This is a genomic window from Plantactinospora sp. CNZ320 (genome assembly GCF_002846275.1).
Genome location: NZ_PJMP01000001.1, coordinates 1,198,980 through 1,223,124 on the forward strand (window position 1 = coordinate 1,198,980; position 24,145 = coordinate 1,223,124).

Sequence of the window (24,145 nt, forward strand, 5' to 3'; positions counted from 1 at the left end):
GCCGGCATCAACCTCCCGCTGGCGTCAACTTCCCGCTGGCAGCGACTTCCCGTTGGCCGGGACGGTCCGCTCGAAGACGACCCCCTCGTAGAGCACTGTCATCCCCACCGACCGGTAGAGCCGGACCGGCCCGATCGGGTTGGCCAGGTCGACGCCGAGCCCGGCGTACTCCCGGCCCTTGCCGGCGTAGCAGGCGAAGGCCCGGGCGAGCAGCGCCGCCCCGACGCCCCGCCGCCGGTGTTCCCGCAGCACCGCCAGCTGTTTCACCCAGCCCTCGTTCTGGTCGAGGGCCTGGTCGGCGGACTGGAGGACGCCGACCGGCGCACCGGCCAGCTCGGCGACGAACCACTCGTCCCAGGCGACGCTGGGCAGGGCAGCCACCTGAGCCCGCCACTGCTCATAGCTGGTCGGCTGGTGGTCAGGGGTGTCCCGGAAGGCCGAGTCGAGGATCCGGTGGAAGGTGCGCAGCTCGGCGTCGTCGGTGGACCGGACCGGCCGGACCAGCACACCCGGGGGTGGGGGCGGCGGCTCGGCGGCCACCCCGGCCAGCGACCGGCGCATCCGGGCGTACCGCTTGACGAACCCGAAGCCGGCGTCCCGGAGTACCCCGATCCAGCGTTCCTCGGTGGGCAGCGCGACCACCCGTACCGTCATCGCGGCGAGGCCGAACTCGACGGCGCGCTCGGCGGCGCGGGCAAGTTGCATCTCCAGCAGCGGCATTTGGGCCGGCAGCCCTCGCTCCGGGTGCACGTAGACCTCGACCGTCGCCCGTGGACCCCGGTGGGAATCCTCCAGATAGGACCAGCCGCGCACCTCGCCCTCCGGGTCGATGGCGAGCCAACTGTCCCGCTCGGGGTCGAGGTCGGGTGCGGTCAACACCTCGCGTACGTCGTCGGCGCTGAAGTCGGGATGGCCGAGCGCGGCGATGTCGCTGGCGTGCACGACGGCCAGGATCGCCGGTACGTCGGCGAGGCGGGGCCGGCGCACCGACCAGCCGGGCGGCAGGGGCATGTCGAGCATTCAACCCCGGCCGCCGGTGCACCGCCGCCGGTTTTCCGACGGTCAGCGGGCACGGCCTGATCGGCCTACCCGAGCGGTTGGCCGGGCGTCCGACGGTCAGCGGGCGAAGGTGCCGACCATGTTGCCGCTGGCCAGTTCCAGTTTCCGCACCGCGGCGTGCACGTCCGACACCTGTGGCGAGCCGGGCAGTTCCAGCGGCCGGTTCACCGCGTAGAGCCGGAAGAAGTACCGGTGCGGGTCGTCGTCAGCCGGCGGATGCGGGCCGCCCCAGCCGGCCGTGCCGAAGTCGTTGCGCCAGGCCCGGCCGCCGGGCGGGGTCTGGCCCTCCTCGACACCGCCGGAGGCGGCCTCGATCCCGGTCACCAGCCAGTGCAGGAACGGCGTACGTCCGGCGTCCCGGTCCTCGACCAGCAGGACGAGTTCGGTCGCCTCCTCCGGCACGACGGACCACTCCAGCGGTGGCGAGATGTTGCCGCCGTCCCGGGAGAACCGGTCCGGCAGTCGGTCGTGGTCGTTGAAGGCGCGGCTGCGCATCATGATCCCGGCCATGGCGTCGCCCTCCTCCGCTTCGGGACTTTTCCGGACGCCACCGGGTGACGACGCCGGTGGTGCCGATCGTCTTCTTCCGGGCCTACCCGGGGTGGGCCGGGCGAAACAGCCGCCGGCCCGACCCGTCGCGCGGTCAGCCGCGACGCCTGCCGCACCGGCGTGCAATCTGTCGACCCACTCCGCGCCGCTTGCCGGCCGCCCGGCCGAGCAGGTCGTCGAGGAGCAGGGTGAGACCGGCCCCGACCAGCCAACTGTCCTTGGCGATCGCCACGCCCTGCTGGGTCGGCCGGGGATTGCCGGGCTCGTGCATGCCGGGCGTGGCCCAGTAGAGCCGCATCAGGCCGCCGCCGAAGCCGAGCAGGCCGAGCCCGACCAGCGCGGACGGGATGACCGGAAGGAGCAGGGCGGCGCCGAGCGCCACCTCGGTGCCGGCCAGCAGCCGGGCGAACTGGTCCGGCGGGACCTTCTTGACCGGCGGGATCGCCCCGGATGCCATCCCGTGCATGCCCGCCGCCCCCTCCCCCTCGAGATTCCACTTGGAGACGCCCGAGTTCAGGACGAACGCGCCGATCGCGACGCGCAGCGGAAGATGGGACAGGTTCATTGGTCGCTCCCTCTGCCGGTACCGCTTCCGGGCCCGCCTACCCGGATAGTGCGCCGGCACACCGGGTAGGCCACCGCCGGGAGGCGGCCAGCCACCTCCCCGCACCGACCGCTCGAAGCGTGCAGCGGCCGGTGCATCCCCCGTGCGTCAGTCAACGGCCGGACAGCTGGCCCGACCGGTGAGTCCTGCCGGTCACTCCGACCCGAACGAACCGACGACGACCTCGCCGGCCGGCTCGTACCTGCCGATCACCACCCCGTTCGACGAGACGGTGCTCCGCACCAGCTTCAGCCCGGCCGGGACTGTGCCGTCGGCGAACAGCCGCTTGCCGGAGCCGAGGACGACCGGAAAGACCAGGAGCCGGAACTCGTCGACCAGGTTGTGCCGCAACAGCGTCTGGATCAGGTCGCCGCTGCCGTGCACCTGCAACTCGGGTCCGTCCTCCCGCTTGAGTGCCGCGACACCCTCGGCCGGATCGCCCTCGATCAGCACGGACCTGTCCCAGCTCAGCGTCGGGCGGCCTCGGGAGGCGACGTACTTGGTGGCGCGGTTGAGCGGCCCCGCACCCTCCTCCTCGGTGGCGTGCGGCCAGTACGAGGCGAAGATGTCGTAGGTCCTGCGCCCGAGTACGAGGTCGAACGGCTTGTCCATCAGTTCCGTCATGGCCTCGGCCACCTGGTCGTCCCAGTAGTTGACCATCCAGCCACCGTGGGCGAAGCCGTTGTCCTCGTCCTCGCCCGGGCCGCCCGGGGCCTGCATGACCCCGTCGAGGGTCAGGAATGTGCTCACGACCAGCCTGCGCATTGTCGGTGTCCTCTCCGTCCGCACTCTTGCTCCTGCCGACAACCTTCACACCGACAGCTCAATATGTCAAGAACAAAAATATTGTCGGCTGCTGGGCAGCCTGGCTGGCCAGGCCCCGCCAGCCAGGCAAGGAGGCGTACCCGTACGAAAGTGCGGCGGGCACCACCCGAAGGTGATGCCCGCCGCGGGGTGAGCTGGTGTCACTTGAGCCAGGGCTGCTGCTGCACGATCGGCAGTCGCCCCCAGGCCCGGCCGAGTCCCCAGGTGTCACCGGCGTTGACCAGGGCCAGGCCGGCCAGCAGCGCGGCGTTGACCAGGTGGTCGTCCAGGAAGGGGTTGTTCGCGGGAGGCAGCACGACCGTCCACATCAGCACGTAGAGCAGACCGCCGGCCACCGCGGCGACCCGGAGGCCGATCCCGGCCAGCAGGGCGACGCCGATGGCGAGCAGACCGACCATGAACAGCGCGTCGGCCCAGGCCGCGCCGGCGATGCCCTGGTAGAACCCCTTGAACGGTCCTTCCGCGCCGAAGGCCAGGAAGCCCTTGGTGGGGCTGCCGCCGTTGACCCAGGCGGCCTTGCTCTCGGTCGCGAAGCCGAAGCCGAACAACTTGTCCAGGAACGCCCACAGGAAGATCCAGCCCAGGGCCAGCCGGATGCCGGCGAAAACGTACCGGGCCGCCCGCTGGGCGCCGGTCTCCGCACCCACCGGGTTGGCCGCCGCAGCGGTCTGGCGGGCGACGGGCTGGTTGCTGGTCGCCGTCATCGTCGTCACGTCCTCTCGTGTCTTCCGCGCTGTCCCTCGCGGCTACCTCTATTCGACGCCCTCGACCATCGGGAGGGGCAGGGCCGACGGGCCGTTCGTCGCCGGGACCTTGGACCCTTAATCCCAGGCCGTCCGGTTCGGGGCCGCCACCGCCACCGGCACCCTGTGCACCGGCCGGTGTCCGATCCGCAACACCATCTGCGGTCTGCCGAACCGCCCGAGCGCCAGCCGGAGCTGCTCGCGGGCGGCCGGTACCGCGATCACCTGGGTATGTAGGCAGGTCGTCAGCCCGGCGGACGCGGCGGTCAGCAGGACCCGCTGCAACGCCTGCCCGGCCCGCACCTGGTCACCAGGGCCGTCCGCCGGACCGCCCAACACGGCGACCATCGGCTCCTGACCCGGCTCCCCGCCCGCCTGGCCCGGCTCCGCGCCCGACCGACCCAGCCCCGCGCCCGCCCCGGATCGACCGTTCCAACCGCCCGGGATGTCACCCGGGACCTCGCCCGTCAGATCACCAGACAGATCGCCAGGCAGGTCGCCCGGTGGCTCGCTGCTGCGCCAGCGGACCGTATCGGTTCGAGCACGGTCCAGCACCCGGCCGGCACTCGCCTCGATCTCGGTGAACGCGGCCACGGCGGCATGGCCGACGATCAGTTCCAGCCAGCCATGTTCACTCCGGGCGGCGTCGATCAGCCGGCGCCGGACCTCCGGCGGTACCGGCGTCGGTTCGACCGGTCCGGCGTCGACCCGGCAGTACGGCATCGCCGCGAACAGCTCCCGCTCGATGGGATCGGCTGGCTGCGCCGGCCCGGGGTGCAGCCGCGCCAGCAGATCCGGCTCGTCACGGTACGGACGCAGCCGGACGAGCGCGGGCCGCCCGAGCCAACGCAACGCCAGCCGTACGTTGAACAGCCCGGCCCCACCGCCGATCCGCGCCGCCCAGCCGGCATGGTCACCGGGTGCGCTCGCCCTGGGTCGAGTGACCAGCACGTCGATGGCGCCGTCGTGCAGCCGCAGCCACGGCTGGCTCCGCTCCGGCGCGGGTGCCTGGGCAGCGGCGGCGACAGCCAGGTCCAGTTCCCTGCGTGTGTAGTCCGTCGGACTCATCCTGCTTCCTCCTCGCCCGTGCCACCCGACCTCAGTCGGCGTACTCGATCACGTCGGTCGGGTCCCGCCGGAGCACCGGTGGCAGCGGGCTCGGGTCGGCGACGAAGCCCAGCCGGACCACCACGTACGGCTCACCGACCTCGGCCAGCAGGTTGCGCATCAGCCAGCGGGGCCATTCCAGCTCGATCGGGTCGCTCAGTGGTGCCGTGGCCAGCCCTTCCGCCACGGCGGTCAGCAACAGGGCGGAGAGCGCCTCGCCGCCGGTGAGCAGGTCGCCAGCGGCGTCGCTCCGGCCGAACAGGATCACGTAGGCGGCGCCCCGGTCCAGGTCGCCACCGGCCTCCAGTCCGGGCGTACCACCCAACGCGTGCTCCCGGATCGGCACCCGGCGCGGAGCGGGGTGGACCGCCGAGGCGGCCGGTACGCCGTCCCGGCTCCCCGCCGGGCGGTTCGTCCAGCGCCGCAACTCGACCCGGTACGCCGGATCGTCGAGTTCGGCGGCTGCCGCGTTGGCGGTCGCCACGGAGAGCATCGGCATCTGGTCCTCCCGGACCAGATGCAGGTATGCCCCCTCGGCCTCGACGGACTCGCGGAGCCGGCCCAGGGTCGGCTCGGGCACGACGCGGTCGTCGAAGGCCCTACGGTCGGTACGGCGCCGCTCCCCGGCCGCGTGCAGCCGGGAAAGCTCCGGATCCGGCTCCTGCCGCCCGGTCACCGTGATCCTGGCCAGCACGTCCGGGTCGGCACCGTCGGGGAACCGCACGACCTCGGCGCGGTAACCGGCCACGGCGAGCGCCAGCCGCGCGTGGTGCAGCGCGGCGCCGCAACTGACCAGCAGCAGCCGTCGTGCCTCGTCGACGCTGTGCACCTGCCGGGAGCGGTCCGCCCGCAGCGTCAGTACGGCGCTGGGGCCGATCCGCCAGCGCCACGGCTGGGTGTTGAAGACCGAGGGCGCCAGCAGCGCGTACCCGGCGGCCGCAGCGAACGCGGCGCGGACCTCGGCGGCGGGTACGGCTGTTCCGTCGGCGGACGTCACCACGTCGCTCCGGTTGGGGCTCATCGCAGTTCCTCTCGTTCGCGCTCTCCCCCACCGTGCGCCGCGACCTGGGCGCGCCGGCAGGGCCGCAGGTCCCCTGCCCCCGGGACCCTGTTCCCGCTTCCGCCCCCGGCGGTTAAGGACCTTCGGCCCTGTCACTCACGGCGTCCGCCGGGTAGGAAGGAGTGGTGATTAGGGTCTTCCTGCTCGACGACCACGAGGTGGTACGGCGCGGCCTTGCCGAGCTGTTGCAGAGCGACGGCGATATCGAGGTGGTCGGCGAGTCCGGCTCGGCACAGGAGGCGGCGCGCCGCATCCCGGCACTCCGCCCGGACGTGGCGATCCTGGACGCGCGGTTGCCGGACGGCAACGGCATCGACGTGTGCCGGGACATCCGGGCCGTCGACTCCACGATCAAGGGCCTGATCCTGACCTCGTACGAGGACGACGAGGCACTCTTCGCGGCGATCATGGCCGGCGCCGCCGGGTACGTCCTGAAGCAGATCCGCGGCACCGACCTGGTCGACGCGGTCCGCCGGGTGGCCACCGGCCAGTCGCTGCTGGACCCGGCGGTCACCGCCCGGGTACTCGACAGGATCCGCACCGGGGTCGAACAGCCTCGGGAGTTCCAGTCGCTTACCGAGCAGGAGCGCCGGATCCTGGAGTACGTCGCGGAGGGGCTGACCAACCGCGAGATCGCCGGCAAGATGTTCCTGGCCGAGAAGACCGTGAAGAACTACGTCTCCAGCCTGCTGGCCAAGCTCGGTCTGGAACGGCGCACCCAGGCTGCGGTGCTCGCCACCCGGCTGCTCGGCGAACGCCACTGACCCCGACGCGGCGGAGGCATCTGCTCCCGGTGCCGGGGCGACGCGGCAAACATCGCGCTCAGTCGCGCAGCGGCACCCGCCACAGCAGGGTGGTACCGGTCGGCTCGGTCCGGGCGACCTCGAAGCTGCCGTCGTAGCGCTCGGCGCGTTCGCGCAGGTTGACCAGGCCGCCCCGGGCCTGTGCCGGGTCCGTACCCACCCCGTCGTCGGCGACGCTCACGCACAGTTCACCGTCGCGCACCTCCACGGTGACCGTGACCCGGCTCGCCCGGGCGTGCCGGACGGTGTTCGAGAGCGCCTCGCCGAGCACCGCGAGCAGGTCGGGACGGATCTGGTCCGGCACGGCGCTGTCCACCGGGCCGATCATCTCCAGCCCAGGCCGGAATCCGAGCGCCTCGGCGGTGCCGGCGACCAGGTCCCGGATCTCGGTACGCAGCGCCGCGCTCATCGGGGTACGCAGCTCGAAGATCGCCCGCCGGATGTCCCGGATGGTGGAGTCGAGGTCGTCGACGGTGGCGTTGAGCCGCTGCCGTACGTCCGCCCGGGCGGCCAGCGGCGCCACGGTCTGCAACTGGAGTCCCATCGCGAAGAGCCGCTGGATCACCACGTCGTGCAGGTCCCGGGCGATCCGCTCCCGGTCCTCCAGGACCACCAGCAGTTCCCGCTCCTCCTGCGCCCGGGCGCGCTCCAGGGCCAGCGCGGCCTGCCCGGCGAAGGTCGCCAGCAGGGTCCCCTCGACGTCGGTACCCGCCTGCTCCCCGGCCGGGTAGCCGATGACGAGTACGCCGTGCAGCGCGTCGCCGACGATCAGCGGGGAGATCAGCCCCGGGCCGGAACTGACCGGTACCGGCCAGGGTGCCGCCTTCGCCAGGCTCTCCGCCACCGCCTGCCGCCGGTGCGTCACCGGCTCGACGAAGGCGGTGTCGTCGGCGGCCAGTACCGCGCCGACCAGGTCCTCGGCCGTCCGGCCACCGTCGGCGACCTCGACGGTGAACTCACCGGCGCCCTCGTCGTAGAGCAGCACCATCGCGACGTCCGCCTCGGCGACCTCCCGGGCCCGTCGGGCGATCAGCCGCAGCGCGTCGGTACGGCGCACCTCGCCGAGCAGCACGCCGGTGATCTCGGCGGCGGCGGCCAGCCAGCGTTCCCGGCGGTGCGCCATGGCGAAGAGGCGGGCGTTCTCGATGATCACCCCGGCGGCGGCGGCGAGGGCGACCACGATCTCCTCGTCGTCGTCGGTGAACTCCGCCGCACCCTGCTTCTCGGCCAGGTAGAGGTTGCCGAAGACCTGGTCGCGGATCCGGATCGGCACACCGAGGAAGCTGTGCATCGGCGGGTGGTTCGGCGGGAAGCCGTACGACTGCGGGTGCTGGGTGATGTCCGGCATCCGCACCGGCCGGGGGTCGGCGATGAGCAGGCCGAGGACCCCCCGGCCGTGCGGCAGGTCACCGATCCGGGCGTGTGTCTCCGGGTCGATGCCGTGCGTGATGAACTCCGTGAGCAGCCGGTCGGGGCCGATGACGCCGAGGGCGGCGTAGCGGGCGTCGACCAGCCGGCACGCGGCGGCGACGATCCGGTCGAGGGTGCTGTGCAGGTCGAGGTCGGTGCTGATCCCGACCACGGCGGTCAGCAGTGCGCGTAGCCGCTCGCGGCTGGTCACCACCTCGCCGACCCGGTCCAGCGTCTCCTGGAGCAGCTCGTCGAGGCGTACCCGGGAAAGCGGCGTGATGCCCAGCGACGGGGTCGGAAAACCCGATTCGGCGGGCGGCCTCGACTCGGTCATCCGGCGATGTTATCCAAGGGCCGGAACCGCGCGGCAGGCCCGATCTTCAGATCGTCCCCACCGCGCGGGTCACCGGCTCATCCGAGGGTCCGCGGTTGCCGAGGCGGCTCACCCCGGGGCGCGCAGGTGCCGCAGGACGCGGTGCGGCTCCGCGCCGACCGGTGCGAGCCGCAGCTTGGCATCGACCACCGCTACCCCGTCCGGGCCGACAAGCACCGGGTTGAGGTCGAGTTCGGCCACCTCCGGCAGGTCCTCGGCGAGCTGGCCGAGCCGGCAGAGCAGCTCCTCCACCGCCGCGGTGTCGACCGGCGGGGCGCCCCGGTAACCGGTGAGCAGGGGCGCGGCGCGCAACGACCGCCACATCCGGCCGGCGTCGAGATCGGTCACCGGGGTCAGCCGCAGCGACCGGTCGCCGAGCAGGTCGGTGTGCACCCCGCCGAGCCCGATCATGACCAGCGAGCCGAACTGTGGGTCGTGCACCACACCGGCGACCAGTTCGAGCTGGCCCCGGGCCATCGGCTGCACGAGTACCGGCCCGTCCGGTCCGGAGGCTCCGGCCACTGGCGGGTACGCCGCCCGCACCTGCTCCGGGTCACCGAGGCCCAGCGCGACCCCGCCCACGTCGGTCTTGTGCACGAGGTCCGGATCGGCGGCCTTCAGCGCGACCGGATAGCCGAACTCCTCGGCGGCGGCGACCGCCTCCTCGACGGTCCCCACCCGGCGGGCCGGCACCACCGGGATGCCGTAGCTGCCGAGGATCTCGGCGATCCGGTCGTACGGCTGCCAGCCGGCAGCGGTGGCGAGCGTCTCCCGCACCAGTTCCCGGCCCTGTCCCGCGCTCGCGGTCCTCGCCGGGATGCCGCCGGTCGGCTGCCGGAGCCAGTCGGCGTACCAGGCGGCGTGCCCGATCGCCCGGACGGGCCGTTCCGGCAGGTCGAAGACGGGGGCCCGACGGTCGCCGACGGTGGCCGGCGGTTCGGCGAGGCCGAGCACGACGACGGCGGCGGTGAGGCCGGGCGCCGAGTCCAGCACGGGGGCGACCGCGGCCAGCATCGCCGACACGTCGTTGGCCCGGGTCGCCGCGACCACCAGCAGCACCGAGTCGACCTCGCCGCTGTCGGCGACCACCCGCACCGCGTCGGCAAGCGCGGCCGGGCTCGCCCCGGCGCCGAGGTCGAGCGGGTTGTCGTCACCGGCCAGCGGGGGCAGTACGGCCCGCAGCCGCTCCCGCAGCGCCGGGCTAAGCGGTGCAACCCGCAGCCCGGCCCCCTCGGCGGCGTCGGCGGCCAGCACGTTGACCCCGCCGGCGTTGCCGATCACGGCGAGCCGGTCGCCCGCCGGCAGCGGCTGGTCGGTGAGCAGCCGGGCGGTGTCCATCAGGTCGCCGAGGGTCTCCAGCCGGATCACGCCGGCCTGGGCGAAGAGCGCGTCGACGGTGCTGTCCGGGGCCGCCGCGGCGGCGGTGTGCGAGGCACCGGCCCGCGCCCCGGCACCGGAGCGGCCACTCTTGACCGCCAGCACCGGCTTGCGGCGGGCGAGCCCGCGGACCAGTCGGGCGAACCGGCGGGGGTTGCCGAACGACTCCAGGTAGAGGGCTACCGCCCTGGTCGCCGGGTCGTCGTACCAGTACGCGATCAGGTCGTTACCGCTCACGTCGGCCTTGTTACCGAGCGAGACGAAGCTGGAGATCCCGCAGCCGGCCCGCTCGGCGTGCTCAAGCAACGCGATACCTACCGCGCCGGACTGGGAGGCGACCGCCAGCCCTCCGGCGGGCGGCAGCACCGGTGCGAAGGCTCCCGCGAGCCGGACCTCGGGGTCGGTGTTCACCACCCCGACACAGTTCGGGCCGACCAGCCGGATCCCGTGCGCCCGGGCGATCTCCACCAGCTCGCGTTGCGCCTCCCGGCCGGCGGCACCACTCTCGCCGAGCCCGGAGGTGAGGATCACCGCCGCGCGTACTCCGGCGGCGGCGGCGTCCCGGATCGTGTCGACCACCGCCGGGGCGGGTACCGCGACGACCGCCAGGTCCACCGGCTCGGGCAGCGCCGACAGGCTCGGGTACGCCGGCAGCCCGCAGACCTCGGTGGCGTTCGGGTTGACCGGGTGCACCGGCCCGGTGAAGCCGTACCGCAGCAGGCTGCGCAGCGTCTCGTGCCCGATGCCGCCCGGGGTACGGCCGGCGCCGACCACCGCCACCGAGCGGGGTGCGAGCAGCGGTCGCAGCGAGGCGCGTGCCGCCACCCGGTCACGGGCGTCGGCGGCCCCGAGTTCGGCCTCGCTGACCTCGGTGGGCAGGCCGACGGCCAGGATCGCGTCCTCGGTCCGGGAACCCGCGTGTCCGGTCAGGCCGGCCGCGACCTGGAGCATCGCGGCGTTCGCCGGCAGGACGTCGCCGCGCAGTTCGGTCACGCCGGCCGCGCCGGCCACCGCCCGCAGGTGCTCCAGCAGCAGCGTGCCGATGCCCCGGTCGCGCTGCCCGTCGGCGACGAAGACGGCGAACTCGGCCCCGGTGCCACCGTCACCCACCTCGTAGGAGGCGACTCCGGCGAGCTGGCCTGCGGTCTCGGCGAGTACGGCGCCGTGCTCGGCCGGCGACGCGGGTCGGCAGAGCCGGTCGACCTCGGCTTCGATGGTCCGCTCACCCGGCACGGCGAAGAACCGCATCCGCAGGCTCTCCGGGGAGCTGCGCCGGTACAGCTCGATCAGCCGGTCCCGGTCCTGCGGCATGATCGCCCGGATCCGGACGATTCCGCCGTCGATGGTGAGCGCGTCGGCGCCGGGTATGGCCTGCACGAACACCTGTGGTACCCCATTTCAAGTCGGTTCTCCCCCAGCGCGGTCGACGTGTTCACCCTCGCTGGTCGTCTGTCTAACAGCACACCCGGTCGCGGCTCGTGACGACAGGGCCGGAGCGCCCTGGCCGGCGGGCCGGTCGGCCCTGTCCGGTCCGGTCCGGGCGGTCCTAGCGTCGGAACGGGACGCGGGACGCCTGTGTCCGCCGTCCCGCGTCCGGCGCCGGACCGCCGGCTGCCGGTGGGAGGAGTTGTCATGAGACAGTGGCAGGTGCAGGACGTGATGACAACCGACGTCGTCACCGTCGGGGTCCAGACGCCGTACCGGGCGATCGTCGAGCTGCTCACCGGGCGCGGGATCAGCGGCGTGCCGGTGGTGGACGGCTCCGGCCGGGTCCGGGGCGTGGTCTCGGAGTCGGATCTGCTGGCCAAGGTCGAGCTTTCCGGGCAGCCGGAGCCTCGGCTCTTCGTCGGGCGCCACCAGCGGGTGGTTCGGGCGCACGCGACCGCCTCGGTCGCCGAGCAGCTGATGACCGCACCGCCGGTCACGGTGCTCCGGGACACTGCGCTGGCGACGGCGGCGAAGCTGATGGACAGTGAGCGGGTGAAGCGGTTGCCGGTGGTGGACGGGTCCGGCCGGCTGGAGGGCATCGTCTCCCGCGCCGACCTGCTCAAGGTCTATCTGCGGCCGGACGCCGACATCCGGGCCGAGGTGGTCGAGGACGTGCTGCGCCGGGTGCTCGCCATCGAGGAGGGCGTGATCCGGGTCGCCGTCCGGGACGGCGTGGTCGCGATGGACGGCCGGGTGGACCGGCGCAGCACCGCGCAGGTCGCGGTCCGGCTCGGGTACGCGGTGCCGGGCGTGGTGGCGGTGACCGACCGGTTGGAGTACGCCTACGACGACGTCGAGGTGATCGGGACAGGCATGATCGCGTGATTCGACGCTTTCCGGAACCGGCTCCACGACGGGCCGGCGTGCTCGGATCCATCCGGGCGGTGACCTGAGGTGTCCCGATCCGGTCCGATCCTGGCCCTCAACGCCGGCTCGTCGTCGCTGAAGTACGCGCTGCTGCGTGACGGCGTCCGGCTGGCCGGCGGCACCGTGCAGCGGATCGGCGAACCCGGCGTACCGGAGGCCGACCATGCCGGCGCGGTGGCCCGGGTGCTCGACGACCTGGCCCGGCACCACCCGACGCCGGTGGCGGTCGGTCACCGGGTGGTGCACGGCGGTGCCCGGTTCCACCGGCCGACCCTCGTCGACGACGCCGTGTTGGCGGCGATCGAGGAACTCTCGGTGCTCGCCCCGCTGCACAACCCGCCCGCCGTCGCCGGGATCCGGGCGGCCCGCCAGGCACTGGCCGGGGTACCGCAGGTGGCGGTCTTCGACACCGCGTTCCACTCGGAGATGCCGGCGGAGGCGAGCGGTTACGCGCTGGACGCCGAGACGGCGGCCCGGTACGGCATCCGCCGGTACGGCTTCCACGGCATCTCGGTCAGGTACGTGGCGACCGCCACCGCCGCACTGCTCGGCCGTCCGCTCACCGAGTTGAACATGATCGTGCTGCATCTCGGCAACGGGGCCAGCGCGACCGCCGTGGCCGGTGGACGCAGCGTCGACACCTCGATGGGGATGACCCCGCTGGAGGGGTTGGTGATGGGTACCCGGACCGGTGACATCGACCCTGCCGTCGTCTTCGCACTCGTCCGGGCCGGATTGCCACTGGACCGGATCGAGGAGCTGTACCAGCACGGCAGCGGGCTGCTGGGGCTCTGCGGGGAGAACGACATGCGCCGCGTGCTGGCTCTCGCCGAGGGTGGGGACGAGCGGGCCGTCGACGCGGTCTCCAGCTACTGCTACCGGATCCGCAAGTACGTCGGGGCCTATCACGCGGTGCTCGGCCGCCTGGACGCGGTCGTCTTCACCGCCGGGGTCGGCGAGAACAGTCCGGTGATCCGGCAGCGGGCCCTGGCCGGGCTGGAGCCGCTGGGCATAGTCGTCGATCCGGGCCGCAACGCCACGGGTGCACCGGCCCGGGTCGTCTCGACCGACGCCGGCCGGGTCGCCGTCTGCGTCATGCCGACCGACGAGGAACGCGGGATCGCCGAGGAGATCGCCACCACCGTCCTGAAAGGATAGTGACCGGACCCGGTGCCCGCCACGGTCACCGGGTCCGGTCGTCGGCGGCTCAGCCCTGTGCCGCCCAGTCGCCGAGGGACCAGTCGCGTACCTCGGGCATGTCCTCCAGGTGCTCGACCACGTACGCCTCGTGCCGGGCGAGTTGCTGCTCGCACCAGCGGCCCAGCTCGGCCGCGCCCCGGGGCAGCCGCCGGGCGTTGTTGATCGCGTCCAGCACCAGGTGGTAGCGGGAGGTCCGGTTCCGTACCGTCATGTCGAACGGCGTGGTGGTCGTACCCTGCTCCACGAAACCGCGTACCCGGAACCGGTCGGCGTCGGGCCGCCCGTGCACCAGTTGGTGGATGGCGCCGGGATAGCCGTGGAAGGCGAAGACCACGTCCACGGTGTCGGTGAACAACTCGGTGAAGAGGGTGGGGCTCATCCCGTGCGGGTGGTCCTTGGGCCGGACCAGCGTCATCAGGTTGACGACGTTCACCACCCGGACCTTCATCCCGGGCAGGCGCTCCCGGAGGATCTGGGCGGCGGCGACGGTCTCCATGGTGACGACGTCACCGGCGCAGGCGAGCACGATGTCCGGGTCGCCGCTCCCGTCGTCGGTGCCGGCCCACTCCCAGATCCCCGCCCCCTGGGCGCAGTGCGCGATCGCCTCGGGCATGGAGAGCCACTGCAACTGCGGCTGCTTGTCGATCACGATCAGGTTGATGTACGACCGGGAGCGCAGGCAGTGGTCGGCGACCGAGAGCAGGCAGTTCGCATCCGGCGGCAGGTAGATCCGGGCGATGTCGCCGCGCTGGGTGAGCACGACCTGGATCAGGCCGGGACCCTGGTGCGAGAAGCCGTTGTGGTCGTTGCGCCACGCCGTCGAGGTGAGCAGGATGTTCAGGCTCGGCACCTTGGCCCGCCACGGCAGGTGCTTCGCCTCCTGGAGCCACTTGCCATGTTGGACGGTCTGCGAGGCGCTGACCATCGCGAACGCCTCGTAGGTGGCGAACATCCCGTGCCGGCCGGTGAGCGTGTAGCCCTCCAGCCAGCCGTGGCAGTTGTGCTCGGAGAGCACCTCCATCACCCGGCCGTCGCGGCCGATCGCCACGTCGGCGTCGGTGACCCGTTCCATGAAGGCCCGGTCGGAGACCTCGAAGACGGCGCCGAGCCGGTTGCTGTTCGTCTCGTCCGGGCAGAACAGCCGGAACGTGTCGGGGTTGCGCCGGTAGATGTCCCGGAGCAACTCGCCGAGCCGGCGGGTCGACTCCGCGCGCAGCTTCGCCGGGGTCGGGACGTCGACCGCGTAGTCGCGGAAGTCCGGCAGGTCGAGGTCACGGGTGAGCAGGCCGCCGTTGGCGTGCGGCGAGGCGCTCATCCGCAGGTCGCCCCAGGGTGGCAGGTCCCGCACGGTTTCGACGGGGGCGCCGGCATCGTCGAAGAGTTCCTCCGGCCGGTACGACCGCAGCCAGCGATCCAGGATCGCCAGGTGCTCCGGATTGTCCCGTACCCCGGACAGCGGCACCTGGTGCGAGCGCCAGCTACCGGTGACCCGCACCCCGTCCACCTCCTCCGGGCCGGTCCAGCCCTTCGGGGAGCGCAGGACGAGCAGTGGCCAGCGTGGCCGGCTGCCGTCCCAGTCGCCGTTGCGGGCGGCCTGCTGGATGGCCCGGATCCGGCCCCACGCCTCGGCGAGGGCCGCCGCGAAGCGGTGGTGCGATCCGGGCAGGTCGCCGGCGTCGACCTCGATCACGTCGTAGCCGTGCCCGTCGAAGAGTGCCCGGACCTCGGCCGGGTCCTTCCGGCCCAGCACCGTCGGGCCGGCGATCTTCGCGTCGTTGAGGTGCAGGATCGGCAGCACGGCACCGTCCCGGGCCGGGTTGAGGAAGGAGACGCCCTTCCAGGAGCCCTCCAGCGGGCCGGTCTCCGCCTCGCCGTCCCCGACCACGGCGATGGCGAGCAGGTCGGGGTTGTCCATCACCGCGCCGAAGGCGTGCACCAGCACGTACCCGAGTTCGCCGCCCTCGTGGATCGAGCCCGGCGTCGTCACCGAGACGTGGCTGGGGATCCCGCCGGGGCTGGAGAACTGCCGGAAGAGCCGGAGCATCCCGGCCTCGTCCTGGCCGACCTCCGGGTAGACCTCGCTGTAGGTGCCCTCCAGGTAACCGGCGGCGACCAGCGCCGGCCCGCCGTGCCCCGGCCCGGCCAGATAGATCGCCTGCTGCCCGGTGAGCCGGATCAGCCGCGAGACGTGCGCGTAGATCAGCGACAGGCCCGGGCTGGTCCCCCAGTGCCCGAGCAGCCTCGGCTTGATGTGCTCGGCGGCCAGCGGCTCGCGCAGCAGCGGGTTGCCGCGCAGATAGATCTGCCCCACCGTCAGGTAGTTGTTCGCCCGCCACCACGCGTCCAACCGGGCGAGTTCGGAATCGTCCGGAGTCGCGAGGGTGTGCAGGATCGCGGCGTCGTCAGCCGTCCTGATCTGGTCCTTCGTGTCCGTTGTCACGCTCAACCCTTCCGCTGGCGTACGTTGTCGGCGGCCCCGCCCGGGGCGCAGGCCGCAGATTCGCTGCGTTCTCCCGGCCGCCCCACCACGGTATGGCCTCGGCCCTCCCCCGGTGCCCGGTCCGAGGTCCGTCCCGTCCGGGACCTTCGACCCGTCCGGTGCCGTTGCCGGCACCGGCGGTCGTCACGCGTGGCCCGGCCCCGGCCGCTCCGGCAACGTCTCCCGGAGTGCCTGCACCCGGCACAGGTAGTAGTGCTCCGGGCCTTCGGTGCCGTCCCGCCGCTGCTCCCGGGCCCGCAGGTGCACCCATTCCAGGGCCAGCAGGTCGGCGTTTGCCGGCACCGCGGTGACCCTGAGCCGGATGTCACCGCGCCCGTAGCAGTAGTCCGCCTGGTCGAGCGTGTAGACATCCCCGACCCGGACGACGGGCCAGCGGGTCGGCGGGCGCCGCTCAGCACCCACGGCCCGCACTCCGGGGCCGCACCCGGCAGCGGCCGGGCCGGACGTAGTGCCAGCTCTCCCGGACGGCCTCCACACCGTCCGTGTCGAGGACGTAACCACGCACCAGCAGCCAGTCCCGGCCGTCGTCGATTCTCGGGGGTACGGCGGTGACCCGCAACCGCAGATCACCGACGACCGGAGGCTGCACATGGTGGCAGTAGTGCTGGCCCTCCGGGCACCACAATTGATCGCCCTCGGTTATTTTTCCGTGGTCCCTGTGCGGCCTGCCCCCGATGCTACGCAGGTTGAGCATGCTTTCCCTCCGACGTGTCGTGAAAGGTTCGAAGACAGCGCGCGCCTGCAGGCCATGGTGGACGAGCATTGACCGCCATGCAATATTCCAGAGCAGAAAGTCGGCCACTTATCTTGCTTTTCGAACGCCGCACTGATAAAGGTTCCAAAGCGGCGGATCGAACCATTGCAGAAGTGCCGTCAGGCAGGCCCGACACGGAAGGAAGAGACTCGATCATGACGAGCGAGCAAGGGTCGACGGTCCCCCGCCGACAGCTTGGACGGTATCTGCGAAGGGCGCGCGAGGACGCCGGCATCACCCGGGAGGCGGCCGCCCGGGAACTTGAGTGGTCGGTGCAGAAGTTGTGGCGGATCGAAAATGGCGCCACGTCACTGCGGGCGATCGACGCCCGCAACATGAGCGAGCTGTATCGGGTGAACCGCGAACTGACCGAGGAACTGATGGCACTCGCCCGGGAAACGAAGGCCAAGGGATGGTGGCACGCGTACGGCGGCGCCATCGCACCCTTCTTCGAGCTGTACGTCGGCCTCGAGAACGCAGCCGAGCGCATCCGCACGTACGAACCCGAGCTGATCCCCGGCCTGTTGCAGACCAGGGAGTACACCCGCGAGGTTGTCCGGGTCTTCGGCTCTCAGATGTCCGAGGAGGACAGGGAGAAGCGCGTCGCCGTCAAGCTCGAACGGCAGCTCCTGTTGCGGCGCCGGCTACCGCCCCCACCGGGACTTCGGGTGATCGTGAACGAGGCGGTCCTGCGTCGGCCCCTGTCTGACGCGCAGGCGATGGCAGAGCAGCTTCGTCACCTCGTCGTCGCGTCCCGGGAGTTGCCGAACGTGAGCGTCCGGGTCCTGCCCTTCAGTGCCGGCCTGCACAACGCGGCCGCGACCGGAGCGTTCGCCATCCTCGACTTCACCGCTGGCGGGACGCATCCCGAACCGTCCACTGTGTACAGCGAGGGCGCCACGGGTGCGCTCTACCTGGACAGGCCCTCGGAGGTGGTGAGATATGAGGACATCTGGGCCAGCCTGGAGGAGCTGGCGTTGGACGAGAGACAATCGCAGGACCTGATTGCCTCGGTTGCCAAGGAGTATGAGTCATGAGCGATCTTCCGGCCGCGCGTTGGCGCACGAGCAGCCGCAGTAGCGCCGAAGGCAATTGCGTGGAGGTCGCCGACAACCTTGCCGGTGTGGTGGCTGTCCGGGACAGCAAGGACCGGGACGGTGCGACGCTGGTCTTCACACCGTCGGCGTGGCGCGCGTTCGTCACCGGGGCACGTCGACCGGCCGGATAATCACGTCGCCGTCGACCGGCACCGCCGCCTAGCATCGCCGGTCATGGGCGAGGTGGAGATCCCCGAGTGGTGCCGTGGCGTACGGCGGGTGGCGGTGCTGACCGGGGCCGGCATCTCGACCGATTCAGGCGTACCCGATTATCGCGGGCCGGAGGGTGTCTGGACCCGCGACCCCAGGCTCGCGGACGCCTTCACCCTCGACCGGTTCATGGCCGACCCGCAGGTGCGGGCCCGGTTCTGGCGCAGCTACCTGGAGCACGCCGCCTGGCGGGCCGAGCCGAACGTCGCACACCGCGCGCTGGCCGACCTGGACCGGGCCGGGCTGGCGGTGCGGATCCTGACCCAGAACGTCGACGGCCTGCACCAGCTGGCCGGGATCGCCGCCCGCAAGGTGCTGGAGTTGCACGGCAGCATGCATACCGTCCTCTGCACGGGCTGCCGGGCCCGCTCCGACGCCCGGGAGACGCTGGACCGGGTCGCGGCCGGCGAGGCGGACCCGGCCTGCGCGGCCTGCGGCGGCATCCTCAAGCTCGCAGTCGTGCTCTTCGGCCAGCACCTCGACCCGGACGTCCTCGACCACGCCAGGCGGATCGCGGCGGTGAGCCAGTTGATGCTGGCGGTCGGCAGTTCACTGCTTGTCGAGCCGGCCGCCTCGCTCTGCCGGCTGGCGGTGCAGGCCGGCGCCCGCCTGGTGATCGTCAATCGGGACCCGACCCCCTACGACGCCCTGGCCGCCGAGGTGATCCGGGAGCCGATCGGCACCGCCATCCCCCGCATCACCACCGCACTCACCACAGCCACCGCGACGACTGCTTCATGATCAGGCAGCGTTCGGCCTGCCCCGACGAGCCGAACGCTCCCTGATCATCAAGAACCAGCAGGCAAAGGGCGCTTATCAGGCATAGGTTACGGGTGAAGACCGAAGCCACTGCGCTGGCGTCGACGCGGGACGCCGATCCGTTGACGCCGCGCCACGCCTCGCCCGCCGCCAAGCGAGGTACGCCGTGCCACTGCTGTCCGCACTCGACCGCCGACACACCGTCGCACCACCGGGTTACAGCCGCTGGCTGATCCCACCCGCCGCACTTGCCGTGCACCTGTGCATCGGTCAGGCGTACGCGACGTCTGTTTACAAGAACTCGCTCATCGCTCACTTCGACGCGAGCCAGACCGAGATCGGGATCATCTTCAGCATCGCCATCGTGATGCTCGGCCTCTCGGCCGCGCTCGGCGGCACCTGGGTGGAGTCGAACGGCCCCCGCAAGGCGATGTTCGTCTCGGCCTGCTGCTGGGGCGCCGGCTTCCTGGTCGGCGCGCTCGGCATCGCGACCGGGCAACTCTGGCTGGTCTACCTCGGCTACGGCTTCCTCGGCGGCATCGGCCTCGGCATCGGTTACATCTCGCCGGTCTCGACGCTGATCAAGTGGTTTCCGGACCGTCCCGGGCTGGCCACCGGACTGGCGATCATGGGCTTCGGCGGCGGCGCGCTGCTGGCCAGCCCGCTGAGCCGGCAACTGCTCTCGCTCTACGACCGCAGCTACGACCCGGGCGACTCCGCCGCGGTCGCCTCCGGCGGCGCCCTGGTCGGGCTCTTCCTCACCCTCGGCATCGGCTACTTCGCGATCATGATGTTCGGCGTCTTCAACATCCGGGTGCCGGCACCCGGCTGGCGCCCCGCCGGGTTCGACCCCGCCAGCGTCGCCGCGAAGCCGCTGGTGACCACGGCGAACGTCTCGGCGTCGAACGCGATCCGCACCCGCTCCTTCTGGCTGCTCTGGATCGTGCTGTTCTGCAACGTCACCGCCGGGATCGGCATCCTGGAACAGGCCAGCCCGATGATCCAGGACTTCTTCCGGGACGGCGGCATCTCCAGCGTCACCATCGCGGCGGCCGGCGGCTTCGTCGGAGTGCTGTCCCTGTTCAACATGGCCGGCCGGTTCGTCTGGTCGTCCACATCGGACCTGATCGGGCGCAAGCCGATCTACCTGCTCTACCTCGGCGGCGGCATGGTGCTCTACGCCCTGCTCGCCCTCTTCGGCTCCACCGCGACCGTACTCTTCGTGCTGCTGGCCTGCGTCATCCTCTCCTTCTACGGCGGCGGCTTCGCCACCGCGCCGGCCTACCTGCGGGATCTCTTCGGCACCTACCAGGTAGGCGCCATCCACGGCCGGCTGCTGACCGCCTGGTCGGCGGCGGGTGTCGCCGGTCCCCTGATCATCAACGGGTTTCTCGACGCGCAGGGCAGACCCGGTACGCTCACCGCCTCCGCCTACCGGCCCGCACTGTTCACCATGGTCGGCGTACTCGCCGTCGGTTTCGTGGCGAACCTGCTGGTCCGGCACGTGCCGGACCGCTTCCACGAGCCGGCCCCGAAGACGCACGAACCGGTTCCGGAGCCGGCGGACGGTGAGCGCCCCGACGCCACCGTCCTCGACCCCACCACCCCCGACGCCGCCACGGTCAACGCCACGGTCGGTCGACTCGATCGATACGCAGAGAAGCAGCGGCCGACGAACAGGGCTCCCGACAACCAGTCCGGCCGGCTCTGGATCTCCTGGCTGCTGGTCGCTGTACTCCTCGGGTACGGGGTCGTACAGACAGTCATGACCGCGGCGAATCTCTTCACCGGTTGACCCCGGATTGCCCACCCCCAGGGGGCGCCAACCCCACCCATCGTGAAACATAATCGGCACGGGACTCATCCCCCCGGCCCGTTTTCCCGTACCTGATGGGGGTCGGACCGCCGTCGAGCGACGCGCGGCGGTACGACTCCGCCCAAAGTGGCGTGATCGGGGCGGGGCACAATGGGCGGCCGTGCCCGTCACGCGGCGGGCGGGCAGGCGGGGCGCGGTGGTGGGCGCCGAGGCGGAAGATCGAGGAGCAGATGGCCCGGACGAGACAGATTCAGCGTGCCAGCGTCCCCATGAGCTTCACCAGCCGGGGAAGCACACCGAAGCCGCAGGGCGCAGTCGCCCTACTCGTCATCTCGACGCTGGCGGCGCTCTGGGCGGCGGCGATGCTGAGCCCGATCGGTGGGCTGATCAACGCCTACATGTTCGTCTACATGGCGTTCTTCGCCGGGCCGGCCACCCTGGTGGCGCTGAGCATCACCGTGATGGTCGGCCTGGTGGCGACCGACCGGATCGTCCTGCTGATCCGGCACCGGGTGCTGCTCCAGTCGGCACACCGGTCGCTCGGCATCATCGCGGTCTTCGCCCTGGTGCTACACGTACTCACCAAGATCGCGGCCGGCCACATCAGCCCCGACAAGGCGCTCCTGCCGTTCATCAACGGCGCCGACGTCTACGTCGGGATGGGCACCATCGCCGGGGCGATGATGGTGGCGGTGCTCTGGACCGGTCTGGTCCGGGCCCGGTTCGCCGGGGTGGGCAAGCCCTGGCTGTGGCGGACCCTGCACAGCATCTCGTACGCCGCCTGGCCGATCGCGCTGGTGCACGGCCTCCAGGCCGGCCGGCCCGCGCCAACCTGGGTCACCCTCAGCTACCTGCTCTGCGTGGCTCTCGTGCTGGCGCTGCTGGGGGTCCGGCTCTCGGTGTCGCTGGGCCGCAAGCGCGCGGAGCTGGGCCAGAGCCCAGGTGCGCTCTCCCCGGTCGGCCGCCCCGGCAAGCCCGGCCGGGCCGGCAGGCCGGGCAAGGCGGGTCCGGTGGGCCGGACCAGTTCGATGGCGCCGGCCAAGCGGCGGACCGCCGACGAGATCCGGGCCAGCCGGGCCAACTCCCCCGGTCGGGAGGGCAGCCGGAGCCGACGCAGCCGGTGGGAGGACGACACCCTCGGCGGCCGGCGCGGCAGCGGCCGGAGCAGCCGCTGGGACGACTCGGAAGTGGGAAGCGGGCGGCGCGGTCAACCGGTCGGCCGGGCCGGCCGCGACGAGCGGGACACCTACGGCGGCCGGCCGGACGACACCCGGGGCGGTGGGAGGCTGGACGACACCCAGGGCGGCGGACGGCGTCGCCGGGAGAGCCTCTCCGACCTGCGTGGCGGCTCGGAGGCGGCGATCGACGCCTGGGCCCGGGCCGGAGAGCTCGACAGCACGTACGCACCCCGGAGCCGCTCCGACCGGTTCGCCGTACCCGAGGTGCCGCCGCCGGGCAGCATGTCGGGCGGCCTGAGTGAGGACGGCGCCATCAGCGACGCCGAGGTGCCCTGGGACAGCCCCCGACGCTGGGCGGCCGGCGACGAGCCGGGCGACGCCTGGGATCGCCCCCGGGGCGGCGGGGACGACGCAACGTACCGCCCGCCGCGCGCCTGGGACGACACGTCGGCCGGTGACGAGCCCGGCGAGAGCCGGCGGTCCCGCCGGGACACCGACGGGTCGGGACGGCGGTCCTGGCGGGAGCCGGAGGACGAGCCGACGCCGAGCGGTGCCACCCGGGCGGGCCGGCGACGGCGGGCCGTCGAGGAGGACCCGGAAGACCGCTCCGGACGGCACAGCCGGGTACGTGGCGGCGACGACGCCGAGGAGAGCACCGCCGAGTGGGGGCGGGCCGCCCGGTACGAGCCGAATCTCGTCGCCCGGGCCGACGACGACGATGACGACGACGCAAAGCCTGCCCTGATCGACCTCGCCACCCGCCGCTCCCGCCGCTCCGACGAGCCGTCCGGCCGGTCCTCCCGGCGCCGCGACGAGCCGGACGAGGCGGCCGAGGAGGGCGCGTACTGGACCAGCCTGAAAGGTGAAGCGCGGTGAGCCTGACCGCCGTACCCCCGGTCGCCTGCTTCGGTGAACCCCGGCTCACCGCCGGCTTCGACGAGTTCGGCCGGCTCGACCTGACCGCGCACGAGATGGTGCACGGTGCCGTCAACCCGCTCTCCCCCAAGGGCCTGCTCCGACTCGTCGAGGGGATCGAACTGAAGGGCAAGGGCGGCGCCGGCTTCCCGTTCGCCCGCAAGTTCCGGGCGGTGCTGGAGTCGGCGGACCGCCAGGACCTGCCGACCGTGGTGGTGGTGAACGCCACCGAGGGCGAGCCGGGCGCCTGGAAGGACAAGGCCCTGCTCACCCGGGCGCCGCACCTGATCCTCGACGGGGCCGCGATCGCCGCCTACGCCCTGGACGCCGACGAGATCGTCATCGGTGTCGCCGACGACGGCATCGGCGAGGCGTCGCTGACCGCCGCGCTGGCCGAGCGGCGGATGCCGGTACGCACCGGCATCGTCACCGTGCCGCACCGGTTCATCTCCGGCGAGGGTGGTGCCCTGGTGCGCGGGATCAACGGCGAGGCGCACATCCCGCCGGGGCGCAAGGTACGGGCCAGCGACACCGGAGTGGGCGGGCTGCCGACGCTGCTCTCCAACGCCGAGACGTACGCCCAACTCGCCCTCGCCGCCCGACTCGGCCCGTACGAGTACGGCACCGTCGGCACCCCCGACGAACCCGGCACCGTGCTGCTCACGGTGACCGGAGCCGCCGGGCGACCGGCGGTGGTGGAGTGCCCGACCGGCATCCCGCTGCGGGACGTGCTGGAACTCTGCGAGACGCCGGAGGGGCCGGGCGTGCTGACCGGCGGCTACCACGGCAAGTGGATCAGCGCCGAGGGCGCCGCCACCGCCGAGGTGTCCCGGGCCGGCTTCGCCAAGGTGGGTGGTGCGCTCGGTGCCGGCATCATCATGCCGCTGAGCGCCGAGGTGTGCCCGCTCGGCGAGGCCGCCCAGGTCGTCACCTACCTGGCCGGCGAGTCGGCCGGGCAGTGCGGGCCGTGCCGGCTCGGGCTGCCGGACCTGGCCCGGTCGCTGGACCTGATCGTCGGTGGCAGCGCCGCCGCCGAGGTGGTCCGGGCGGCGGCCGGTGCGGTGAAGGGTCGCGGCGCGTGCAGCCACCCCGACGGTACGGCCCGGTTCGCCACCTCGGCGCTGGAGATCTTCACCGAGGACCTGGAGGCGCACGCCGCCCGGGGCACCTGCGGCAGGAAGGTCAAGGGCATCCTCGGGCTGCCGAACGCGGCCGACGCCCCGACCTCGAAGCTGGTGGTGGACTGGTCGCGCTGTGACGGGCACGGGCTCTGCGCCAGCGTGGTGCCGGAGTTCATCCGGCTGGACTCCAACGGCTTCCCGTCGTTCCCGTCCACCCCGGTGCCGACCTGGCTGGAGGGCGGCGCCCGCAAGGCGGTGCGGATGTGCCCGGCCCTGGCCCTGCGGATGACCCCTGTCGAGCGCTGATCCCGGCCGGCCGCGAGGATGGGT

At 72.4% G+C, this 24,145-nt stretch carries 21 protein-coding genes; 9 read left to right on the forward strand and 12 right to left on the reverse strand.

Going from position 1 to position 24,145, the window contains the following annotated elements; all coding sequences use genetic code 11:
- Positions 1-24 precede the first annotated feature (24 nt).
- The 7 genes from CLT71_RS05150 to CLT71_RS05185 all read right to left on the reverse strand — a co-directional run bounded on the left by CLT71_RS05150 (position 25) and on the right by CLT71_RS05185 (position 5,908).
- Positions 25-1,011 carry a GNAT family N-acetyltransferase gene (locus tag CLT71_RS05150; protein WP_101371156.1) on the reverse strand — a complete coding sequence of 329 codons (987 nt, stop codon included), beginning with the start codon at positions 1,009-1,011 and terminating at the stop codon, positions 25-27.
- Positions 1,012-1,116: 105 nt separating this feature from the next.
- On the reverse strand, positions 1,117-1,569 hold the full coding sequence (locus CLT71_RS05155; RefSeq protein ID WP_101366093.1) for a YbhB/YbcL family Raf kinase inhibitor-like protein: 453 nt from the start codon (positions 1,567-1,569) through the stop codon (positions 1,117-1,119).
- Between the two features lie 133 nt (positions 1,570-1,702).
- Entirely contained in the window at positions 1,703-2,173 is a 471-nt protein-coding gene (locus CLT71_RS05160; protein WP_101366094.1) for a DoxX family protein, read from the reverse strand.
- Between the two features lie 192 nt (positions 2,174-2,365).
- A complete protein-coding gene (locus tag CLT71_RS05165) occupies positions 2,366-2,977 on the reverse strand; it encodes a dihydrofolate reductase family protein (protein WP_101366095.1) in 612 nt (203 codons plus the stop codon).
- A 200-nt stretch (positions 2,978-3,177) separates the two neighbouring features.
- The gene (locus tag CLT71_RS05170; RefSeq protein WP_199187512.1) at positions 3,178-3,750 is read right to left on the reverse strand and encodes a hypothetical protein; all 573 of its coding nucleotides are present in this window, start codon (positions 3,748-3,750) and stop codon (positions 3,178-3,180) included.
- Positions 3,751-3,858: 108 nt separating this feature from the next.
- Complete coding sequence (locus CLT71_RS36905) at positions 3,859-4,848, reverse strand: nitroreductase family protein (protein ID WP_158242176.1); 990 nt, start codon at positions 4,846-4,848, stop codon at positions 3,859-3,861.
- A 31-nt stretch (positions 4,849-4,879) separates the two neighbouring features.
- Entirely contained in the window at positions 4,880-5,908 is a 1,029-nt protein-coding gene (locus CLT71_RS05185) for a nitroreductase family protein (protein WP_486483063.1), read from the reverse strand.
- A 164-nt stretch (positions 5,909-6,072) separates the two neighbouring features.
- On the opposite strand from CLT71_RS05185, the gene CLT71_RS05190 reads away from it, so the two are divergent.
- Entirely contained in the window at positions 6,073-6,711 is a 639-nt protein-coding gene (locus CLT71_RS05190; protein ID WP_101371158.1) for a response regulator transcription factor, read from the forward strand.
- Positions 6,712-6,769: 58 nt separating this feature from the next.
- Here the strand turns inward: CLT71_RS05190 and CLT71_RS05195 are convergent, their stop codons facing one another.
- Both CLT71_RS05195 and CLT71_RS05200 read right to left on the reverse strand, forming a co-directional pair.
- Positions 6,770-8,494 (reverse strand): GAF domain-containing protein, encoded by a 1,725-nt coding sequence (locus tag CLT71_RS05195; RefSeq protein WP_101366098.1) that lies wholly within the window; start codon positions 8,492-8,494, stop codon positions 6,770-6,772.
- 108 nt (positions 8,495-8,602) lie between these two features.
- Positions 8,603-11,293, reverse strand: a complete 2,691-nt coding sequence (locus CLT71_RS05200) for a bifunctional GNAT family N-acetyltransferase/acetate--CoA ligase family protein (RefSeq protein WP_486483064.1) — start codon at positions 11,291-11,293, stop codon at positions 8,603-8,605.
- A 249-nt stretch (positions 11,294-11,542) separates the two neighbouring features.
- Here CLT71_RS05200 and CLT71_RS05205 point away from each other — a divergent pair, with 249 nt between their 5' ends.
- Both CLT71_RS05205 and CLT71_RS05210 read left to right on the forward strand, forming a co-directional pair.
- Positions 11,543-12,223: a CBS domain-containing protein gene (locus CLT71_RS05205; protein ID WP_101366099.1), complete on the forward strand. Its 681-nt coding sequence runs from the start codon at positions 11,543-11,545 to the stop codon at positions 12,221-12,223.
- A 69-nt stretch (positions 12,224-12,292) separates the two neighbouring features.
- The gene (locus CLT71_RS05210; protein WP_486483065.1) at positions 12,293-13,423 is read left to right on the forward strand and encodes an acetate kinase; all 1,131 of its coding nucleotides are present in this window, start codon (positions 12,293-12,295) and stop codon (positions 13,421-13,423) included.
- Positions 13,424-13,472: 49 nt separating this feature from the next.
- Here CLT71_RS05210 and CLT71_RS05215 read toward each other — a convergent pair whose 3' ends face one another.
- The 3 genes from CLT71_RS05215 to CLT71_RS05225 all read right to left on the reverse strand — a co-directional run bounded on the left by CLT71_RS05215 (position 13,473) and on the right by CLT71_RS05225 (position 16,554).
- Positions 13,473-15,905 (reverse strand): phosphoketolase family protein, encoded by a 2,433-nt coding sequence (locus CLT71_RS05215; protein ID WP_486483066.1) that lies wholly within the window; start codon positions 15,903-15,905, stop codon positions 13,473-13,475.
- Between the two features lie 183 nt (positions 15,906-16,088).
- Positions 16,089-16,367 (reverse strand): hypothetical protein, encoded by a 279-nt coding sequence (locus CLT71_RS05220; protein ID WP_143743369.1) that lies wholly within the window; start codon positions 16,365-16,367, stop codon positions 16,089-16,091.
- Positions 16,357-16,554, reverse strand: coding sequence for a hypothetical protein (locus CLT71_RS05225; RefSeq protein WP_101366101.1), 198 nt, complete (start codon positions 16,552-16,554; stop codon positions 16,357-16,359). Before CLT71_RS05225 ends, CLT71_RS05220 begins: the two co-directional genes overlap by 11 nt.
- 320 nt (positions 16,555-16,874) lie before the next feature.
- On the opposite strand from CLT71_RS05225, the gene CLT71_RS05230 reads away from it, so the two are divergent.
- From CLT71_RS05230 to CLT71_RS05270, 6 genes are all read left to right on the forward strand, one after another.
- Positions 16,875-17,756, forward strand: a complete 882-nt coding sequence (locus CLT71_RS05230; RefSeq protein WP_101371162.1) for a Scr1 family TA system antitoxin-like transcriptional regulator — start codon at positions 16,875-16,877, stop codon at positions 17,754-17,756.
- On the forward strand, positions 17,753-17,947 hold the full coding sequence (locus CLT71_RS05235; protein WP_101366102.1) for a DUF397 domain-containing protein: 195 nt from the start codon (positions 17,753-17,755) through the stop codon (positions 17,945-17,947). Before CLT71_RS05230 ends, CLT71_RS05235 begins: the two co-directional genes overlap by 4 nt.
- Positions 17,948-17,990: 43 nt before the next feature.
- On the forward strand, positions 17,991-18,767 hold the full coding sequence (locus CLT71_RS05240; RefSeq protein ID WP_101366103.1) for an SIR2 family NAD-dependent protein deacylase: 777 nt from the start codon (positions 17,991-17,993) through the stop codon (positions 18,765-18,767).
- A 190-nt stretch (positions 18,768-18,957) separates the two neighbouring features.
- Positions 18,958-20,580, forward strand: coding sequence for an OFA family MFS transporter (locus CLT71_RS05245; RefSeq protein ID WP_101371163.1), 1,623 nt, complete (start codon positions 18,958-18,960; stop codon positions 20,578-20,580).
- 290 nt (positions 20,581-20,870) lie between these two features.
- A complete protein-coding gene (locus CLT71_RS36910; RefSeq protein WP_158242177.1) occupies positions 20,871-22,655 on the forward strand; it encodes a hypothetical protein in 1,785 nt (594 codons plus the stop codon).
- Complete coding sequence (locus CLT71_RS05270) at positions 22,652-24,121, forward strand: NADH-quinone oxidoreductase subunit NuoF family protein (protein WP_101366107.1); 1,470 nt, start codon at positions 22,652-22,654, stop codon at positions 24,119-24,121. Before CLT71_RS36910 ends, CLT71_RS05270 begins: the two co-directional genes overlap by 4 nt.
- Positions 24,122-24,145: the final 24 nt, after the last annotated feature.

Bases quoted from the DNA above. Each gene is read 5' to 3' on its own strand.
- CLT71_RS05235 (WP_101366102.1), top strand. From the start codon at position 17,753: ATGAGCGATCTTCCGGCCGCGCGTTGGCGCACGAGCAGCCGCAGTAGC.
- CLT71_RS05230 (WP_101371162.1), top strand. From the start codon at position 16,875: ATGACGAGCGAGCAAGGGTCGACGGTCCCCCGCCGACAGCTTGGACGG.
- CLT71_RS05240 (WP_101366103.1), top strand. From the start codon at position 17,991: ATGGGCGAGGTGGAGATCCCCGAGTGGTGCCGTGGCGTACGGCGGGTG.
- CLT71_RS05150 (WP_101371156.1), bottom strand. From the start codon at position 1,011: ATGCCCCTGCCGCCCGGCTGGTCGGTGCGCCGGCCCCGCCTCGCCGAC.
- CLT71_RS05160 (WP_101366094.1), bottom strand. From the start codon at position 2,173: ATGAACCTGTCCCATCTTCCGCTGCGCGTCGCGATCGGCGCGTTCGTC.
- CLT71_RS36905 (WP_158242176.1), bottom strand. From the start codon at position 4,848: ATGAGTCCGACGGACTACACACGCAGGGAACTGGACCTGGCTGTCGCC.
- CLT71_RS05205 (WP_101366099.1), top strand. From the start codon at position 11,543: ATGAGACAGTGGCAGGTGCAGGACGTGATGACAACCGACGTCGTCACC.
- CLT71_RS36910 (WP_158242177.1), top strand. From the start codon at position 20,871: ATGAGCTTCACCAGCCGGGGAAGCACACCGAAGCCGCAGGGCGCAGTC.
- CLT71_RS05195 (WP_101366098.1), bottom strand. From the start codon at position 8,494: ATGACCGAGTCGAGGCCGCCCGCCGAATCGGGTTTTCCGACCCCGTCG.
- CLT71_RS05155 (WP_101366093.1), bottom strand. From the start codon at position 1,569: ATGGCCGGGATCATGATGCGCAGCCGCGCCTTCAACGACCACGACCGA.
- CLT71_RS05185 (WP_486483063.1), bottom strand. From the start codon at position 5,908: ATGAGCCCCAACCGGAGCGACGTGGTGACGTCCGCCGACGGAACAGCC.
- CLT71_RS05165 (WP_101366095.1), bottom strand. From the start codon at position 2,977: ATGCGCAGGCTGGTCGTGAGCACATTCCTGACCCTCGACGGGGTCATG.